Genomic DNA, 16,330 nt, shown 5'->3' on the forward strand with positions numbered 1-16,330 from the left:
CGGGCAGTCATCGAGCCTTGTAGGTCGAGCCGTCGCGAGGCATCAGTGGCTGGCGGCAGTCGCGCCCATCTCGTTGACCTGACGGAAGCGCGCGAAGCGTTCCAGCGCAAAGGGGGCGATCAGGTCCGGGGTCTTGCCGCCGGAGGCGACTAGTTCGGCCATGGTCTTGCCGCAGATCGGCGTCGCCTTGAAGCCCCAGGTGCCCCAGCCGGCGTCCAGGTAGTAATTCTCGACGGGGCTTTCGCCCATGATCGGGCTGTAGTCCGGGGTCATGTCGGTCGTGCCTGCCCATTGGCGCATCAGGCGGGCCTGGGACAGGAAGGGGAACATCTCCAGCGCCGCGGCGATCAGGCTCTCCTTGAGGTCCAGCGTCGAGCGGGTGTTGTAGAGCGGGTAGGGGTCGGAGCCACCGCCGAACACCACCTCGCCACGGCTGGTCTGCTGCACGTAGCAGTGCAGGGCCGAGGAGCTGACCAGCGGATCGAGAAACGGCTTGAACGGCTGGGTGACCATTGCCTGCAGCGGGTAGCTGATGATGGGCATGGTGAAGCCGGCCTTGCTGGCGAGCACCGAGCTGTGCCCGGCCACCGCCTGCACCACGCAGCCACATTGCACGGTGCCGCGATTGGTCTTCACCGCGCGGATCTTGCCGCCTTCGACCACGAGGTCCTGTACCTCGGTGAGCTGGTGGATCTCGACACCGCGCTTGGCGGCCTCCTTGGCGTATCCCCAGGCGACGGCATCGTGCCGCGCAGTGGCACCATCGATATGCCACAGGCCCGCCATGACCGGCAGGTGGCCGGGGTCCAGGTTCAGGCTCGGTACCAGCTCGCGGATCTGCTGGCGATCCAGCATCTCGGTGCGCCCACCGAAGTGGGTGTTGACCTCGGCGCGCTGACGGAAGGCCCGCACGGTGGAATCGGTATGCGCGAGGGTCAGCTGGCCACGCTCCGAGTACATGATGTTGTAGTCGAACTCGTTGGACAGTCCCTGGAACATGCGCACCGATTCGCTGTAGAAGCGCACGCCTTCCGGCGTCAGATAGTTGGAGCGAATCACCGCGGTGTTGCGCGCGGTGTTGCCGCTGCCCAGGTAGGCCTTTTCCAGCACGGCGATATTGGTGATGCCGTGATACTTGGCCAGATAGTAGGCGGTGGCCAGGCCGTGTCCGCCGCCGCCGATGATGACCACATCGTAGCGGGACTTCAGCTCCGTGGGCGGTGGGAGGTCGACTTCGGCCGGATACTCGGAGGACAGGCCGTACTTGAGCAGGGAAAAGGGCATCATTCACTCCCGGTACGCGCAGGCGTACCTCTAGTGGTTCAGGCCGACTGGCGACGCGCGGCAGTCAGGGTGTTGGCAAGCAGGCAGGCGATGGTCATCGGGCCGACGCCCCCCGGGACAGGCGTGATGGCACCCGCGATCTTGCTGACCGCAGCGAAGTCCACGTCCCCGACCAGGCGCGTGCGCGCCTTGCCGGTAGGGCTTTGCTCGGCGGACTGCGCGATGCGATTGATGCCCACATCGATGACCACGGCGCCGGGCTTGATCCAGTCGGCGCTGACCATGTTCGGGCGCCCGACCGCAGCCACCACGATATCGGCCTGACGACAGAGCGCGGCAGGATTCTGACTGCGCGAGTGCAGCTGGGTGACGCTGCAGTTGGCGGCCAGCAGCAGGCTGGCCATCGGCTTGCCGACGATGTTGGAGCGTCCGATGATCACCGCATGCAGGCCAGAAAGATCCCCACCGCGCTCGGCAAAGGTGTCACGCAGCAGGCGCATGCAGCCGGTGGGGGTGCAGGGCGCCAGGGCATCGGCCCCCTGCACCAGTGCGCCGACGTTCATGCGATGGAAGCCGTCGACGTCCTTGGCAGGGTCGATGGCCTCCAGCACCGCGTCTTCCTGGATATGCGACGGCAGCGGCAGCTGGACGAGGATGCCGTGCACATCAGCGTCGGCATTGAGTCTGGCGACCAGCGCCAGCAGCTCGGCCTCGCGGGTCTCGCTGGGCAGGATGTGCTCGAAGGACTGCATGCCACACTCGACGGTACGCTTGAGCTTGTTGCGCACGTAGACCTGACTTGCCGGGTCTTCGCCGACCAGCACGACGGCAAGCCCCGGTATCACGCCTTGCTGCGCGAGGCTTGCGACCTCTGCCGTGACTTCCTCCAGCAGTCGCGTCGAGGCGGCCTTGCCATCGATCACGGCGGCGGTGGGCTGTGCGAGTGTCTCGTCCGCGATCGCGGTGGGTGTCGCTTGGCTATTCATGACTGCGCTTCCTCCCTTGGGTGACGGCCGATGATTCACGCGTGGTCTGTCTTGAAGACTTGCTTTAAGACTTGTTTGACGCCTTGTTTGAAGACTTATTTGACGCCTTACTTGAAAATCACGGTGCGATCATTGGCGAGGAAGACGCGGTGTTCGATGTGATAGCGCACGGCATTGGTCAGCGCCTGGGTCTCGGTATTGCGGCCGGCGGCGACCAGGTCATCCGGAGCGAAGTTGTGCTCGACCCGCTGTACGGCCTGATCGATGATCGGCCCTTCGTCGAGGTCTGCCGTGACGTAGTGGGCGGTGGCACCGATCAGCTTGACCCCGCGGGCGTGTGCCTGGTGGTAGGGCTTGGCGCCCTTGAAGCCGGGCAGGAAGGAGTGGTGGATGTTGATGGCGCGCCCGGCCAGCTTCTGGCACAGCTCATCGGAGAGAATCTGCATGTAGCGCGCCAGTACCACCAGTTGAGTGCTGGTTTCCTCGACGATGTCCATCAAGGCCGCTTCCTGGCGCGCCTTGGTGTCCTTGGTGATCGGCAGGTAGACGAAGCGGATGCCTTCGCGCTCGACCATCGGGCGCAGGTCCAGGTGGTTGGAGACGACCGCGGTGATCTGCATGTCCAGCTCACCCTTGCGATAGTGGTAGAGCAGATCATCCAGGCAATGGTCGAACTTGGAGACCATGATCAGCACCGGCATCTTGTCCTTGCCACCGTGGATCTGCCACTGCATCTCGAAGGGCGCCGCCACATCTTCAAAGGCCTGACGCATACGCTCGATATCGCCTTCGATGCCCGTGTTGAAACGGAAGCGTGCGCGCAGGAAGAACTGCCCCTTGTCCTCATCATCGTACTGCGCCAGCTCACTGATGTAGCACTCGTGAGTGGTCAGGAAGGTGGTGATGGCCGCCACGATGCCGGACGTCGCCGGGCAGCTGATGGTGAGGATGAAGTGATCGTCTGAGGTGCAGGTCGCGTGAGGCATTCTGGGCTCCGATGTCGGCAGAAAGGCATTGTTGTTGTGATATGAAGAACTTCATTCACTGACGTGGTTTCAATTCGGTTATTTCCTGTCAGTGACTTAATTTTCTTCTCAAGTAAATAACAATGTTTTTCTGGCGCTGGGTCAAGCCTGATCGACACGTCGACCGGTGTTAGTGTCCATGAAATGAAGATAATGATTCACTGATGAATTTTTACCGCTTTGGCGGATCGCGGAGTAGGGTAAAGCCATGAGGCGGGCGAGGGTGGGACATGTGCCTGATGAGACACGCTCGTCTCGAGTTGGCTACAGCCTGCGAGCAACGTGAAAGGAATCGTCATATCCCGGTTGGGCAATTGCTGGCTGCAATATCAACACGTTAGTGTGCACTCATTGTATGCCTTGAGGTGTGACCTCTTGAGCCGGTATTCCTGCAAGACAATGAGGTAGACACGATGCGCACATTGACGATCGCGGCACTGATGGTGGCCAGCATGGCCGGTTCCAGCGTGGCGATGGCCGGCAACCCGGCTGATGATGGCCACGCTGCCAAGTCCCAGTACACCCAGCACAAGGACAGCGTCAGGACCTCTGCTCAATCCCACAAGGCGGCCGCTTCCGGGCAGGTGGCTGACAAGTCCTCTCACGTTGCCAGCAAGGCTCACGATGCCAAGTCCAAGGTGAGCAATGCCAGGTCCAAAGCGAGCGATGCCAGGTCCAAGGCGAGCAACAAGGCGAGCGATACCAATTCCCGCTACCAGAAGAAGAACTATGCTGACGTGCTCAAGAACGAGCGCCACTGATGGCATGACGCTTTTGCTCGCCACGGCTTGAGTCGGGCAGTTGCCCGCTGTTGACAAGACCCCCTGAAGCCTCCGGTTGCAGGGGGTCTTTGCATGCCGGGCACGCTCCTTGAGATCCGCGCCCGTCTGGCGCGGCAGGCGATGTGCCTCTGGTGTGCGTCATCAGACGCTGACGTCGCGTGTTTCATACGCTCGCCTCGACAAGATGCAAGCATTCGTCAAGCGAGCCTGACTGGCTTGCGAACATAAATATCAAGGAGTTAGTGTGCCACCACCCTGTCTCCCTGGACTCTGGTCTTCAGGTCAGGAAGGGGACAATTCGCGAGTAGAGAGGAGTAGGTACGATGCGCAGGATGACGATTGCAGCACTCATGGTAATGGGCATGGCTGGCTCCTCAGTGGCAATGGCAAATTCCTACACTGATGCGGCGAAGGACAGTGCCAAGTCCCAGTACACCACAGCCAAGGACAACGCCAGTTCCAAGGTGACTTCCCGGACTGACAGTGCCTCTTCCAAGGTCAGCTCTGCCAAGCACAAGGCAAGTGACAAGGCCAGCTCTGCCAAGACCAAGGCAAGTGACAAGGCCAGCTCTGCCAAGACCAAGACAAGTGACAAGGTCAGCTCTGCCAAGACCAAGACAAGTGACAAGGTCAGCTCTGCCAAGACCAAGGCGAGTGACAAGGTCAGCTCTGCAAAGTCCACCAAGTCCAGCTACGAAGACAAGTTCAAGTGATCTGATCCCCCTGGATTCGGGGGAGTCATGTGACACCCAGTCCCCGTCAGCCTCAGGCTGGCGGGGGCTTTTTCGTGGGGGGATCCCCAAGGCCGCGCAGGAGTCGCCTCTCGCCGGGAAGTGCGTTCTGCCCGGCACGTCATGAGGAGAATGGGCGAGCCGAGACGGGCATTGGCAGATCAGTGGTCCGAAAAGGTCTCGACCAGATGCTGGGCGAAGGCCTGCACGCGGCGTGGTTGAGCGCGGGCGGGCGGGAACAGCAGCTGAAGCGGTGAGGGCGGAGCAGCGTGCTCCGGCAGCAGCTCCACGAGGCGACCCTCGCGCAAGTCGTCCGCCACGTCGACTTCCGATTTCAGGGCGATACCAAACCCTTCCAGACACCATTGACGCACCAGCTCCCCATCATTGGCGATGCGATTGCCGCTGACGGTGACGATCTGTGGCACCTTGTGGTTGCCGAAGTGCCATTCATTGTCGAGGCTCTTGCCAAAGCGCATCACCAGACAGTTGTGGTGCTTGAGATCGGCCGGCGTCAGCGGTGCGGGGTGCTGCGCCAGATAGGCGGGAGAGGCACACAGCAGGCGACGTTTCTGGCCCAGATGCCGCACGCGCAGCGTGCTGTCCATGATGGTGCCGAAACGCAGCGCAAGATCGATCCCCTGACTGACGATATCGATGTAACTGTCCGACAGCAGCAGCTCTATCTCGATGGTGGGGTGCTGACGCTGAAATTCGGTGATGGCGCGAGACAGGGCGTTGCGACCCAGATCGCTCGGTGCGCTGATGCGAATTCGACCGGTGAGTGTCTGGGCACCCAGGCGGATACGGGTCTCAAGCTCCGAGACACTGTCGAGCAGACCACGGGCTTCTTCGATCAGCGTGCGGCCCTCTTCGGTCAGGCTGATGGCACGTGTGGTGCGGTTGAGCAGCACCACCCCGTAGTGCGCCTCCAGTGAAGCCAGACGCTCCGATACCGTCGTCGGCGACAGTCCCGTCTCGCGCCCCGCGGCGGTCAGGCTGCCTTTCTCGACGATGGTCAGAAACAGCGCGATGTTGTCCAGTAGCATTGTGCGGTTTTTCCGAATTATCTTTGCGAAAAGGGGATGTTTATACGGACAAGGCTTGTGACTAGGATGATCACATCGCTTGAGCAACTCAAGCCTTCCTGACACATCACGGAGTTCCTTCCATGTCCCAGTTGACCATCATCGCCAATATCCACGCCAAGCCGGACCAGATCGAGAAGGTCAAGGCGGCGCTTATCAAGCTGGTGCCGATCACCCGCGCTGAAGAAGGCTGTCTCACTTACACCCTGCATCAGAACAACGAGAATCCGGCACATTTCACCTTTCACGAGAACTGGGTCTCGCGTGAGCTGTGGCAGCAGCACATGCAGGCACCGCATCTGGAAGAGTACGTGGCAGCGACAGAAGGCGCGGTCACTGAGTTCACCTTGCAAGAGATGACGGCTTTCGCCTGAGGTGTGGCCTCCGGGTGATAGTTGGTCCTGATATTCCACGCAGGCAATACAGGCTTGCTCGCCAGCTCATCGGCGCCGCGGCGCTCAAGGATCTCTCCCAGCACTACATCGGCAATCCGCGTCTCAGTGAACTGGAAGATGAACTGCGCCGTCGCGCCTGATTCTTTGCGCCTGATTCGTCGCACCTGAATCTCTACAACCCCCGGGCGATGACCACGTCATCGTCCAGTCTCTCTATCTCATCTTCATCGACCCTGCCGGCCCGGCGCACAGCGCCAACCGGCGGGCAAGGAGCCCCCATGCCGTTTTCTCGCCTCAAGACTGCCATCTTCATCGCCTCGCTGGGCGTCAGCGCTGCCTCTGCCGTGCAGGCTGATGCCACAACGGCTGAAGCCTCCGCCGACAACCACCAGAGCGCCGCAGCCAGTGCCTGGAGCCACGCGACCCTCAGTACCTTTGCCGAGTATTCGGACACCCGCCCCGGCAACATCACCTTCACGCCGGAAGGCCGCTTGATCATGTCCCAGCAGCCACTCGATGCTCCGGCGCTGCGCGTGGTCGAGATCACTCAGGACGGCAAGCGTGTGCCATTCCCGACCCTGGATTGGGCCGATGGCCCGGCAGAAGGCGAGGTCGGCATCGCGTCAATCATCGGCGTACATTCCGACCGTCAGGGCGTGGTGTGGATGCTCGACATGGGCAGTCAGGACAGTGCGCCCAAGCTGGTGGGTTGGGATACCCGCAGTGATTCGCTCAAGAAGGTGATCCCGCTTGGGGGAGACAGCGTGCTGCCGATCTCCTTCCTGCAGGATTTCGTCATCGATGAAAGGCGCGGCAAGATCTATATCGCGGACATGACCTTCACTGCCCCCGCCTCCCACATGAAACCGGCCTTCGTGGTGGTGGATATCGCCAGTGGCAAGACGCGCCGTGTGCTGCAGAGCGATGAAAGGCTGATGCCGGTGGCGCATGACATGGTCATCAATGGGCGTCTGATGGCGGCCAAGGGCGATGGTGATGGCGAGGGAGAGCAGAGTGGCGGGCCGAAGCCCTGGTACCTGGGCTTGAACGCCATCGCCTTCGATCCGGAAGATGACGTCGTCTATTTCGGTGGCGTGAACGGCAGTGATATCTATCGTCTGCCGGCGGCTGAGCTGGCCGATGACACTGCCACGCAGGCGGAGCTGTCGCGCGCCATCACCCATTACGCCGCTAAGCGTCCCAATGATGGCTTCATCTTCGACGCCAGTCGCGGCGGCATCATCTCCGGTGACGCAGAGCACAATGCGCTGACCTTCTCCTCTCCCGAAGGCATGTCGGTCATTGCCCAGGATGATGGGCGTCTGCGCTGGCCGGATGGCTTCGCCTTCGCGCCCGATGGCAGCCTCTACCTCACCACCAATCAGCTGAATGCTCACCCGGCGCTCAATCAGCGTGTCGATGGCAGCGACAAGCATTACTACCTGCTCAAGCTGACACCCGCCAACTGACAGGCTCTGCTTGCGGCAGGCGAAGGGCTTGTCTGGCCAGTCCTTCGCCCTGTCTTGCCTGTCAGCGTATTTCCCCAACGCAGGACGTGTCTGATGACCGTCCTGCGTTGTCGTCTCTTGTCCCTCGCCTCTGTAGCCGACGACCCGCTGGTGTCTCCCTGGAGGCAACCCGCAAACTCGCTGCTCATTATCCGCTTTATCCGGATTAACTTTGCGGATATGGGTCGTTTTTACGCTCAGCCCATGGAGTTAGCATGGTGTCATCGCTTCACGGCAAAGCCATTCAGCGCTGCCGTGACTGACATGATCTCAGGAGAGACTCTGATGAAAGCCATTGGTTACTACGCTGCCGGTTCCATCGATCGTGATGATGCCCTGGTCGATATCGAACTCGAGACACCGGTCGCGACCGGTCACGACCTGCTGGTCAAGGTTGCCGCTGTCTCGGTCAACCCGGTGGACTACAAGATCCGCGAGAGCCGCGAGCCGGCCGAAGGCGAACCTGCCGTCATCGGGTGGGACGCCGTAGGGGAAGTCGTCGCCATCGGTGACAAGGTCACTTCCTTCGCCGCAGGTGACAAGGTCTGGTATGCCGGCGATATCACCCGCGCCGGTACCAACAGCGAATTCCATCTGGTGGATGAGTGCATCGTCGGTCATGCCCCCAGGTCCGTTGAGGTCCATGAGGCGGCTGCGCTGCCGCTGACTACGCTGACCGGCTTCGAGATGCTCTTCGATCGCCTGCGTGTCACCGAGCCGGTACCCGGCGCTGCACGTGCCATCCTGATCATCGGCGGGGCCGGTGGCGTGGGCTCCATCACCATCCAGCTGCTGCGCGCACTGACGGATCTGACCATCATTGCCACCGCGTCACGTCCAGAAACCCAAGCGTGGGTCATGTCGCTGGGCGCGCATCACGTCATCGACCACAGCCAGCCGTTGCCGGCGCAGATCGAGGCATTGGGCATCGGTGCACCGGCCTTCGTGTTCTCGACCAATTTCTCCGAGCACTACGCACCGCAAGTGGCTGAGTTGATCGCGCCGCAGGGGCGTTTCGGCATGATCGATGATCCGCAGACCCTCGATGTGGTGCCGTTCAAGGGCAAGGCCGTGTCCATCCACTGGGAGCTGATGTTCACTCGCTCACTGTTCACCACCGCTGATATCGCGCGTCAGGGCGAGATCCTCACCAAGGTGGCGGGTCTGCTGGACACTGGCAAGATCACCTCCACGGCAACGGAGACCTTCGGCACCATCAATGCCGAAAATCTCAAGCGCGCACATGCCTTGCTGGAAAGCGGCAAGGCCAGGGGCAAGATCGTGCTTGAAGGCTTCTGATCGAACCCACTGCTGAGGCGGTGACGTGAAAGGCGTGCGGCCGGGCAACCGGTCGCACGCCTGTGTCCGGGAGAGGGGCTGCCAATATCCTGGTCAGCGACGAGCGCCGGGCATCGCTGGCGCATGAAGGCGCGCAGGCCATCGTACACGGCAACCCTTGGCTCCCTGACCGCCTCACGGGGTGAGTCGAGACGGTGGCGGCAGTACGTTGCCGAGATCCCGGGGATCACCTCTCATCTGGGTCAGATGGGCGATATCTGGCGTCAAGTGCTTGTCAGGCATATAAAAGATCGTTCCGATGAGAGTTATCCGACCGCACATTGCGCTGCTGACGCGTTATGCTGAGAGGGGAGAACAGGGGGCCTGACATCGCTTCCCGAGACCACTCATGGTTGTCTGAGCCGGGCTCAGGGCGCCAGAGGCATACAGCCTGACGAGGAGACAAGACATGAACAGGTGGTCATTGACGGGGCTGACTCTGGCGTTGGCGTTGTTGGGTGCCTCGGTGGTGCAGGCCGAGGCCGCGGATGACGGCAAGAGTCATGAAGAGCAGCTCAAGAAGAAGCACGAAGCGCTAGAAGGGCAGGCCAAGGCTGAACGCGTTCAGGCCGAGCAGATGCATGAGCTGAAGCAGATTCAGAAACAACGCCAGGCTGCAGAAGCGCAGGCGGACAAGGCGGTTGCGGACAAGGGTGCCCCGGCCAAGGCGGTTGCGGACAAGGCTGTCCCGACCAAGGCCATTGCGGACAAGGCCGCCCCGGAGACTCCTCCGGCAGGAAAGTCCGATGCGAAGGCAGCGTCACCTGGGCCTCTGCTCAGACGTGGCGGTCAGTTGCCCGATGCCTTGGCGTCTGACAAGGCGCTCTGGGTGGAGGACTGGCAGCGACATCAGCTACCCGAACCTGGCGCAGGTCAGCGCTGGCTCCAGCTTCGCAGCGGATTCGTCCTGACGGATATTCAGAGCGGCACCATTGAAGAGATACTGCTTGGGCCGTGAACCGCACTTCTGACATGACACCCGTGACAGGATCTCGTCGTGTTTCGTGGTATTGCTGTCGGTAAGTCGCGACATCCTTGGGTATCTTGGCGACAACTTCGGTCACATTGTCGGGAAACGTGAAGAAACCTGCGCAGACTTGCAGAGTGCAGCGTAAGTCATCAGAATTAGGGAACAGTGTTTTCTAATTCCCGGTGTTGAACGTGCCCGGGCATGACGAGGAGATCGAAGATGCGCAACCGCACCCTGACAGTCTGCAGCATGGTGATTGCCCTGATGAGCGCCTCCGTCGCGCAGGCGGCTCCTGATGATCGTGATGATCGTGGGCAAGGCCAGCATCAGCAGCAACAGCAACGCAAGCACTCTCAAGGCAATCAGCAAGGCAACCATCAAGGCAATCAGCAAGGTCAGAAGCACCAGGCCAAGCAGCAACATGCAGCGCAAGGACACGGCAAGGCCCGTGCGGGGCATCATTCCGCTGGGCCCCAGCACTGGAAGCGGGGCGACCACGTCTCGCGCGATTATTACGGCAACAAGCGTTACTGGGTAAGTGACTGGAAGGCACACCACCTGTCCCGGCCGCCGGAAGGGCATCGCTGGTTGAATGTGGATGGCCGCTACGTTCTGACGGCCGTCGCGACCGGTGTGATCACGGCGATCATTCTCAATCAGTGATGCCGCCTGGACTGACAGTCCATTGACCACGCCATGGCATCGCACAATGAAAACCGTGTCATCAGAACCGTGTCATGAAAAAGGGGCCTCCCGATGGAGGCCCCTTTTTTCGTCTTGCGGTCAGCCGTCGCTGCGGTCAGCCGTCGCTGCGGTCAGCCGTCGCTGCGGTCAGCCGGGACAGCATCATCGGGCCAGCAGTGTCTCCAGCGCCTGGGCGACGCGCAGCAGCGCCACATCCTGGCCCTGGGGGCGTGACAGCATCAGGCCCAGCGGTTCCTCGTTCTGTGGTGCCGGCGCGGGAATCGAGATCGAGCTGGCATCCAGATAGTTGAAGACGCTGGTGTTGCGCAGCGCACGCTTGTTGAGCTGGGCAAACAGCGCGCCATCCTGCTCCAGCAGGTCACGACGCGGGGCGAGCATGGCCACGGTCGGCATCAGCACCGCATCGACATCCTGCACCTGCTGAGCGAAGCGTTGCTGGATGGCGGTGCGCGGCCACAGGCGTGCCAGATACTCGCTGGCCGTGATGTCACGCCCGCCATTCAGGCGTTCGGCGATCAGCGGATCATACTGATCTTCATGGGCAGCCAGCAGTTCGTGATGCACGGCGGCCGCTTCCGGAATGACCAGGCCGCCGCGCTGATTGATGGCGTAAGCGGCCTCGATGGCTTCGACCGGCGCGCGCTGGAGACGAACACCCAGACCCTCGAGCCGTTCCAGCAGGGCGGCGAAGTCGGCGGCTACATCGGCGTCCACTTCACTGACCAGCTCGCTCTCCGGCACCAGCAGCGTCAGCGGGCGAGTGAGCGGCGTCGGGTCAGCGACCTCACCGCTCAGGACTTCCCACAGCGTGCGACAGCAGGCGACGCTGGGCGCGATGGGGCCGATACAGTCCAGGCTCGGTGACAGCGGAAAGGCGCCATCTCCCGGCACGCTGGCCTGTGACGGCTTGAAGCCCGTCAGCCCACAGAAGGCCGCCGGAATCCGCAGCGAGCCGCCGGTATCGCTGCCCAGGGTCGCCGCGGCCAGCCCGAAGGCGACGGAGGCCGCCCCGCCGGAGGTCGAACCGCCGGTGATGCGCTCGCCATCGAAGGGATTGGGCGGCGTGCCGACGTGCGGGTTGAGGCCAAGGCCAGAAAACGCGAACTCGCTCATGCTGGTGCGACCGGCGTGCAGAATGCCGGCGGCTTTCAGGCGGGCCAGCGCCGGGGCATCCTGGCTTGCCGGGTGACTCTCTGCCAGTGCGCGAGAGCCTGCCAGAGTCGTCATGCCGGCCTCATCGAAGAGATCCTTGATCGAGACAGGGACCCCTCCCAGCGGCAACGACGTCGCAGCCGCCTGCAGTTGCTGCTGGGCCGCTGCCTGCGCGCTCATGACCGCGTCATCGCGGCTGATGATGCTGTGGCAGGCGGTCTCGCCCAGGGCCTGATGGCGCTCGGCAAGCACCGTGGCAGTCTGCTCGGGACCGAAACTGCCTGCCTGATAGGCGGCCAGCAGCTGCGTCAACGTACGCTGGCGGGGCGAGCGCGCCCAGAATTCACGGGCGTTGTCCATCTTCACGCGCTCAGCGCTCATGCCTTCATCACTCATGCCACCACCTCAAGTTCTTCCACCTCGTAACGGTGCTCGATGCGACGACCCGTCTGCGGGTCGATCAGGCGCATGGTAAAGCTCGGGCTGGGACGGATGCCACCGATCGCCGGCACGGTACCGCACAGCAGCACGCTGTTGGGGGCCAGGCTGCCATCCTTGGCGATGGCGGCGGGCAGGCGCATCATCAGGGTGGCGACCGGCAGCAGCTCGGCGAGGGTGCCCTGCTGGTAGCGCACGGTCTTGCCGGCGTCCTCGATCTCGCTTTCGATCTCGAGGCTGTCCCAGTGGTCGATGACCTCACTGAGCTTCCAGGCATGGCGGGCAATCGGCTTGGCGCACAGCTGCTTGGATTCGGCGACGCCGACGGCCTCGAGCTTGCGGTCGGTGTGATCCGAGGCAATCGTCACCCACAGGGTGCCCTCGGCATCGCTGACCAGACAGGTCTCGACCTCACCGGAGCCTTCGCCGCCGAGCATCGCGACCTGAGAGGCCTGGGTCAGCGTCTCGCGGCTCACGCGGTAGAACAGCGGAGTCTGGGAGGGCGGTGCCACACCCAGCAGCTTGAGCTCGTCGATATGGTGCTGCACGCCCGCCTGGTCGCGTCCGGCCCAGCCGGCAATCGCGACGCGCTGGATATCAAGGGTGAATTCGCCGTTGTCATGGGTAAAGGTCAGCATGGTTTATCGCTCCGTTATCGGGGTTGTCGTTGTTCTTTGAAAAATTCTTGAATGAACGGTGGGGCGTCAATGGCACCTGCCGGCTTGCCAGCAGGTGCCACACAAAAGCGGCTTTACAGCGCCGAAGGCAGCCACAGCGCGATCTGCGGGAAGGCCACCAGCAGCGCTGCCATCACCAGCATCGCGCCCAGATACGGCAGGGTGCCGATGATGACATCGGCGAAGGCTTCGCCACGCCGTGAGGCCTGCACGATGTAAAGATTCAAGCCGACTGGCGGGGTGATCAGCGCCAGCTCGACGAACAGGATCATCACGATGCCGAACCACACCTTGTCGTAACCGGCCGCGACGATCAGCGGGGTGACGATGGGAATGGTGATGACCATCAGCGACAGGGTCTCGATGAAGAAGCCGAGCACGATGAACAGCGCGATCACCGCCATCAGCAGCGCGAAGGGGCCCAGGTCATAGGCCTCGAGCAGGCCGGTGACCTGCTGGACCATGCCGGAGGAGGCCAGCGCGAAGTTGAGGAAGGAGGCCGCCATGATGATGAACAGGATCATCGAGGTGGTCTTGACGGTGCCGTCCAGCGCGCGGCTGATCATCGACAGGTTCAGCGAGCGGTTGATGGCGGCGAGGCCCAGTGAGGCCAGCACGCCGATGGCGGCGGCTTCGGTGGGCGTCGCCCAGCCCAGATAGATGGAGCCGACGATGACGATGAACAGCACCAGCAGCGGCAGCAGGAACGACAGGCTCTTGAGGCGGGTGCTCCAGCTCGCGCTCTTGCGCGGGCCGCCCAGTGATGGCTTCCAGACGCACAGCAGCAGCGAAGCCAGCATGAACAGCGCCGCCAGACCGAGGCCCGGCACCAGACCGGCCATGAACAGCTTCGGGATGGAGGTCTCGGTCAGGAAGCCATAGACGATCAGGTTGATCGACGGCGGAATCAGGATGCCGAGGGTGCCGCCCGCGGCGATGCTGCCGCAGAACAGCTTGGGGTCGTAGCCGAGCTTCTTGCCCTGAGGGAGCGCCACGGTCGAGACCGTCGCCGCTGTGGCTACCGAGGAGCCGGAGGTCGCCGAGAACAGCGCCGAGGTAGTGATGTTGGCGTGCAGCAGACCGCCCGGCAGCCACGACAGCCAGTGGTCCATGGCGCGGTAGGCCTTCTCGGCGATGCCGGCGCGCACGATGATCTCGCCCATCAGCACGAACAGCGGAATCGCGATCAGCAGGAAGGAGTCCGCGGCAGACCACAGGTTCTGGCCCAGCGCCTTGGTCAGCGGGAAGAAGGAATAGAACTGGTCGATCCCGAAGGCGAGCAGGAAGAGGGTGACCGCAACGGGAATGCCGGCCAGCAGCAGGGTGAGGATACCTACCGAAAGAAAGCCCAACATCAGCGTGTCTCCTTGGTCGTGGAGGCCGCCTGGGCCAGAGCCCCTTCGCTTTCTCCGTGATCGGGGCCGGCCAGTGTCTCCAGCGTGGTGGTATCACGCAGACAGGCGGCAACGAGAACGCGCAGTCCCAGCACGCTGGTGGTGATCGCGAACCAGGCGTAACCGGACAGCCACAGCAGCTGCGGAATCCACAGCGGCGTCGCCAGCGGGGTATTGGCGGTGGAGCCGTTGCTCAACGACTTGCCGAGCACCGGCCAGGCATTGATCAGGATCACCCAGGCCACCAGGTTCAGCGCCAGCATCGCGAGGATATCCAGGGTGTGGCGCGAGAAGGCCGGCAGCTTGCCATGCACGACATCGATACGGATGTGGGCACGCTCCATCAGGGTATGGGACAGACCCCACGCCGAGAGCATCGCCAGCACATAGCCGGCATATTCGTGCACGCCGGGCAGCGGATGATTGAACAGTTGGCGCATGAGGATTTCCGCGCCGATGAAGACCACGACGGCCAGCAACAGCAGGCCCATCAGGCGTGCGGCGTGGCGCGATATCGCGCGTGTCAGGGACACGAGGACATCGAGTGCGTGAAGGAAGGAGTTCATGAGTCGGGTCCTGCTGGGGCGGTGAACGACGCTGATCCGTGCCAATCAGGCGAGGTGCGGGCGTTCAGCGCCGTGTCTCTGGGGAGCATGTCTGCCATATCCGGGCAGGGCGGGGCTATCGGCCCCTGCTCACGAACAGCCCTTCGCGAGCAGGGGCCGTTGGATCACTCCGCGGTGGCGGTCAGGCCGACGACCTTGCCGACACTCTCGTTCCAGGCCGTGCGCGTCTCGGCATCGACACGTGCCGCCCAGGCAGGCAGAACGGTGTCCTCGAGCGCCGCACGTGCGCGTTTGGCATCGTCATCGCTGAAGTCGACCAGCGTCATGTCGGCGCTCTTGCCCAGCGGGCAATCGCCTTCGCCGGTCAGACAGGCCACGCCACGCGCGGTCTCGCCACGCGCGTTTTCCCACACCGGCGCGGTGAATTCGCTGTCCACCTGTTGCTGGATCAGCGTCTGGCTATCAGCGCTCAGGCTCTGCCACTTGTCCTGATTGATGGCGGTGATCACGTAATCCCAGCCGCCCAGCGGCAGCGGCATAAGATGGCTGGAGACTTCGTGCCAGCCGGCGCTGTAGCCGGAGAGCGAACCGGTGACGGCGCAGTCGATCACGCCACGTTCCAGGGAGCCCGGCACCTCGTTGAAGGCGATGTTGAGGCTCTGCGCGCCCAGCGCCTCGATGAACTCACCGGTGGAGCGGCCGCTGGCACGTACCTTCTTGTCCTTCAGACCATCGAGCCCTTCGATCGGGGTATTGCAGAACAGCACCTGGGCCGGATACGGCACGATCGCCAGCACATGGCTGTTGAAGCGCTTGTTCATGGCGGATTCGGCCAGTGGGCGGAAGGCTTCGGCCACCTTCTGGGCCTCCTCGGCCGTCGGGGCCATCATCGGCAGATCCAGACCTTCGAGTTCCGGCGCGTCCGACACGGTGTAATCAGCCACGGTCATGCCGACATCGAAGACGCCATCGCCCAGGTAGCGATAGACGTCGGAGCCGGGGATGCCCATCTGGTCGAAGGTGGTCACCTGGGTGCTGAGTTCACCGCTGCTGGCCGCTGGCAGCGTCTCGCTCCAGAAGGGCTTCTCGAACTGACGGTTGAGCTCAAGGCTGCTCCAGCTGCCTACCACGTTGAGGGTGTCGGCAGCATTGGCGCTACCGGCAGCGGCGAGCGCGAGACCAAGGGCGGAGAGGGCAAAACGTGTCTTCATGGGAGTCACCATTGTTGTTGTGCATCTGGTGTTATCGAAAGAATCTGACGGTCTTGTCTGTTGCGGAGCAGGTCCGTGGC

17 protein-coding genes are annotated in these 16,330 nt (G+C 62.6%); 8 read left to right on the forward strand and 9 right to left on the reverse strand.

Annotated features, from left to right (window positions below):
- Positions 1-42: 42 nt before the first annotated feature.
- The 3 genes from HXS65_RS03985 to purU all read right to left on the reverse strand — a co-directional run bounded on the left by HXS65_RS03985 (position 43) and on the right by purU (position 3,256).
- Positions 43-1,284: an FAD-dependent oxidoreductase gene (locus HXS65_RS03985; RefSeq protein WP_084208837.1), complete on the reverse strand. Its 1,242-nt coding sequence runs from the start codon at positions 1,282-1,284 to the stop codon at positions 43-45.
- A 38-nt stretch (positions 1,285-1,322) separates the two neighbouring features.
- On the reverse strand, positions 1,323-2,270 hold the full coding sequence (gene folD, locus HXS65_RS03990; RefSeq protein ID WP_176493165.1) for a bifunctional methylenetetrahydrofolate dehydrogenase/methenyltetrahydrofolate cyclohydrolase FolD: 948 nt from the start codon (positions 2,268-2,270) through the stop codon (positions 1,323-1,325).
- A gap of 107 nt (positions 2,271-2,377) precedes the next feature.
- On the reverse strand, positions 2,378-3,256 hold the full coding sequence (gene purU / locus HXS65_RS03995) for a formyltetrahydrofolate deformylase (RefSeq protein ID WP_176493166.1): 879 nt from the start codon (positions 3,254-3,256) through the stop codon (positions 2,378-2,380).
- 452 nt (positions 3,257-3,708) lie between these two features.
- Between purU and HXS65_RS04000 the strand changes: the two genes are divergently transcribed.
- Positions 3,709-4,056 carry a hypothetical protein gene (locus HXS65_RS04000; protein ID WP_176493167.1) on the forward strand — a complete coding sequence of 116 codons (348 nt, stop codon included), beginning with the start codon at positions 3,709-3,711 and terminating at the stop codon, positions 4,054-4,056.
- Positions 4,057-4,439: 383 nt separating this feature from the next.
- Positions 4,440-4,790, forward strand: coding sequence for a hypothetical protein (locus tag HXS65_RS04005; RefSeq protein ID WP_176493168.1), 351 nt, complete (start codon positions 4,440-4,442; stop codon positions 4,788-4,790).
- A 179-nt stretch (positions 4,791-4,969) separates the two neighbouring features.
- Here the strand turns inward: HXS65_RS04005 and HXS65_RS04010 are convergent, their stop codons facing one another.
- Positions 4,970-5,857: a LysR family transcriptional regulator gene (locus HXS65_RS04010; RefSeq protein ID WP_176493169.1), complete on the reverse strand. Its 888-nt coding sequence runs from the start codon at positions 5,855-5,857 to the stop codon at positions 4,970-4,972.
- Between the two features lie 122 nt (positions 5,858-5,979).
- On the opposite strand from HXS65_RS04010, the gene HXS65_RS04015 reads away from it, so the two are divergent.
- The 6 genes from HXS65_RS04015 to HXS65_RS04040 all read left to right on the forward strand — a co-directional run bounded on the left by HXS65_RS04015 (position 5,980) and on the right by HXS65_RS04040 (position 10,770).
- On the forward strand, positions 5,980-6,270 hold the full coding sequence (locus tag HXS65_RS04015) for a putative quinol monooxygenase (protein ID WP_176493170.1): 291 nt from the start codon (positions 5,980-5,982) through the stop codon (positions 6,268-6,270).
- A gap of 14 nt (positions 6,271-6,284) precedes the next feature.
- Positions 6,285-6,431: a hypothetical protein gene (locus HXS65_RS04020; RefSeq protein ID WP_176493171.1), complete on the forward strand. Its 147-nt coding sequence runs from the start codon at positions 6,285-6,287 to the stop codon at positions 6,429-6,431.
- 138 nt (positions 6,432-6,569) lie between these two features.
- Positions 6,570-7,760 (forward strand): L-dopachrome tautomerase-related protein, encoded by a 1,191-nt coding sequence (locus tag HXS65_RS04025; RefSeq protein WP_176493172.1) that lies wholly within the window; start codon positions 6,570-6,572, stop codon positions 7,758-7,760.
- A 324-nt stretch (positions 7,761-8,084) separates the two neighbouring features.
- A complete protein-coding gene (locus HXS65_RS04030; protein WP_176493173.1) occupies positions 8,085-9,098 on the forward strand; it encodes a zinc-binding alcohol dehydrogenase family protein in 1,014 nt (337 codons plus the stop codon).
- A 448-nt stretch (positions 9,099-9,546) separates the two neighbouring features.
- Positions 9,547-10,095, forward strand: coding sequence for an RcnB family protein (locus HXS65_RS04035; RefSeq protein ID WP_176493174.1), 549 nt, complete (start codon positions 9,547-9,549; stop codon positions 10,093-10,095).
- A 231-nt stretch (positions 10,096-10,326) separates the two neighbouring features.
- Positions 10,327-10,770: an RcnB family protein gene (locus tag HXS65_RS04040; RefSeq protein ID WP_176493175.1), complete on the forward strand. Its 444-nt coding sequence runs from the start codon at positions 10,327-10,329 to the stop codon at positions 10,768-10,770.
- A 183-nt stretch (positions 10,771-10,953) separates the two neighbouring features.
- Here HXS65_RS04040 and HXS65_RS04045 read toward each other — a convergent pair whose 3' ends face one another.
- From HXS65_RS04045 to HXS65_RS04065, 5 genes are all read right to left on the reverse strand, one after another.
- On the reverse strand, positions 10,954-12,360 hold the full coding sequence (locus HXS65_RS04045; protein WP_176493176.1) for an amidase: 1,407 nt from the start codon (positions 12,358-12,360) through the stop codon (positions 10,954-10,956).
- Positions 12,357-13,040 (reverse strand): DUF2848 domain-containing protein, encoded by a 684-nt coding sequence (locus tag HXS65_RS04050; protein WP_176493177.1) that lies wholly within the window; start codon positions 13,038-13,040, stop codon positions 12,357-12,359. The genes HXS65_RS04045 and HXS65_RS04050 overlap by 4 nt, the downstream gene beginning before the upstream one ends.
- Before the next feature lie 113 nt (positions 13,041-13,153).
- Complete coding sequence (locus tag HXS65_RS04055) at positions 13,154-14,434, reverse strand: TRAP transporter large permease (RefSeq protein WP_077377031.1); 1,281 nt, start codon at positions 14,432-14,434, stop codon at positions 13,154-13,156.
- On the reverse strand, positions 14,434-15,039 hold the full coding sequence (locus HXS65_RS04060) for a TRAP transporter small permease subunit (RefSeq protein WP_054555982.1): 606 nt from the start codon (positions 15,037-15,039) through the stop codon (positions 14,434-14,436). The genes HXS65_RS04055 and HXS65_RS04060 overlap by 1 nt, the downstream gene beginning before the upstream one ends.
- Before the next feature lie 164 nt (positions 15,040-15,203).
- Positions 15,204-16,250, reverse strand: coding sequence for a TRAP transporter substrate-binding protein (locus HXS65_RS04065; RefSeq protein ID WP_240704140.1), 1,047 nt, complete (start codon positions 16,248-16,250; stop codon positions 15,204-15,206).
- Between the last annotated feature and the right edge of the window lie 80 nt (positions 16,251-16,330).

The organism is Cobetia sp. 5-25-4-2, assembly GCF_013374075.1.
In the GTDB taxonomy this organism is placed as follows: domain Bacteria; phylum Pseudomonadota; class Gammaproteobacteria; order Pseudomonadales; family Halomonadaceae; genus Cobetia; species Cobetia marina.

What these genes read in the sequence shown, in the direction of transcription:
- HXS65_RS03985 (WP_084208837.1), bottom strand. Translation starts at nt 1,284, where the DNA reads ATGCCCTTTTCCCTGCTCAAGTACGGCCTGTCCTCCGAGTATCCGGCC.
- folD (WP_176493165.1), bottom strand. Translation starts at nt 2,270, where the DNA reads ATGAATAGCCAAGCGACACCCACCGCGATCGCGGACGAGACACTCGCA.
- purU (WP_176493166.1), bottom strand. Translation starts at nt 3,256, where the DNA reads ATGCCTCACGCGACCTGCACCTCAGACGATCACTTCATCCTCACCATC.
- HXS65_RS04000 (WP_176493167.1), top strand. Translation starts at nt 3,709, where the DNA reads ATGCGCACATTGACGATCGCGGCACTGATGGTGGCCAGCATGGCCGGT.
- HXS65_RS04005 (WP_176493168.1), top strand. Translation starts at nt 4,440, where the DNA reads ATGGCTGGCTCCTCAGTGGCAATGGCAAATTCCTACACTGATGCGGCG.
- HXS65_RS04010 (WP_176493169.1), bottom strand. Translation starts at nt 5,857, where the DNA reads ATGCTACTGGACAACATCGCGCTGTTTCTGACCATCGTCGAGAAAGGC.
- HXS65_RS04015 (WP_176493170.1), top strand. Translation starts at nt 5,980, where the DNA reads ATGTCCCAGTTGACCATCATCGCCAATATCCACGCCAAGCCGGACCAG.
- HXS65_RS04025 (WP_176493172.1), top strand. Translation starts at nt 6,570, where the DNA reads ATGCCGTTTTCTCGCCTCAAGACTGCCATCTTCATCGCCTCGCTGGGC.
- HXS65_RS04030 (WP_176493173.1), top strand. Translation starts at nt 8,085, where the DNA reads ATGAAAGCCATTGGTTACTACGCTGCCGGTTCCATCGATCGTGATGAT.
- HXS65_RS04035 (WP_176493174.1), top strand. Translation starts at nt 9,547, where the DNA reads ATGAACAGGTGGTCATTGACGGGGCTGACTCTGGCGTTGGCGTTGTTG.
- HXS65_RS04040 (WP_176493175.1), top strand. Translation starts at nt 10,327, where the DNA reads ATGCGCAACCGCACCCTGACAGTCTGCAGCATGGTGATTGCCCTGATG.
- HXS65_RS04045 (WP_176493176.1), bottom strand. Translation starts at nt 12,360, where the DNA reads ATGAGTGATGAAGGCATGAGCGCTGAGCGCGTGAAGATGGACAACGCC.
- HXS65_RS04050 (WP_176493177.1), bottom strand. Translation starts at nt 13,040, where the DNA reads ATGCTGACCTTTACCCATGACAACGGCGAATTCACCCTTGATATCCAG.
- HXS65_RS04055 (WP_077377031.1), bottom strand. Translation starts at nt 14,434, where the DNA reads ATGTTGGGCTTTCTTTCGGTAGGTATCCTCACCCTGCTGCTGGCCGGC.
- HXS65_RS04060 (WP_054555982.1), bottom strand. Translation starts at nt 15,039, where the DNA reads ATGAACTCCTTCCTTCACGCACTCGATGTCCTCGTGTCCCTGACACGC.
- HXS65_RS04065 (WP_240704140.1), bottom strand. Translation starts at nt 16,250, where the DNA reads ATGAAGACACGTTTTGCCCTCTCCGCCCTTGGTCTCGCGCTCGCCGCT.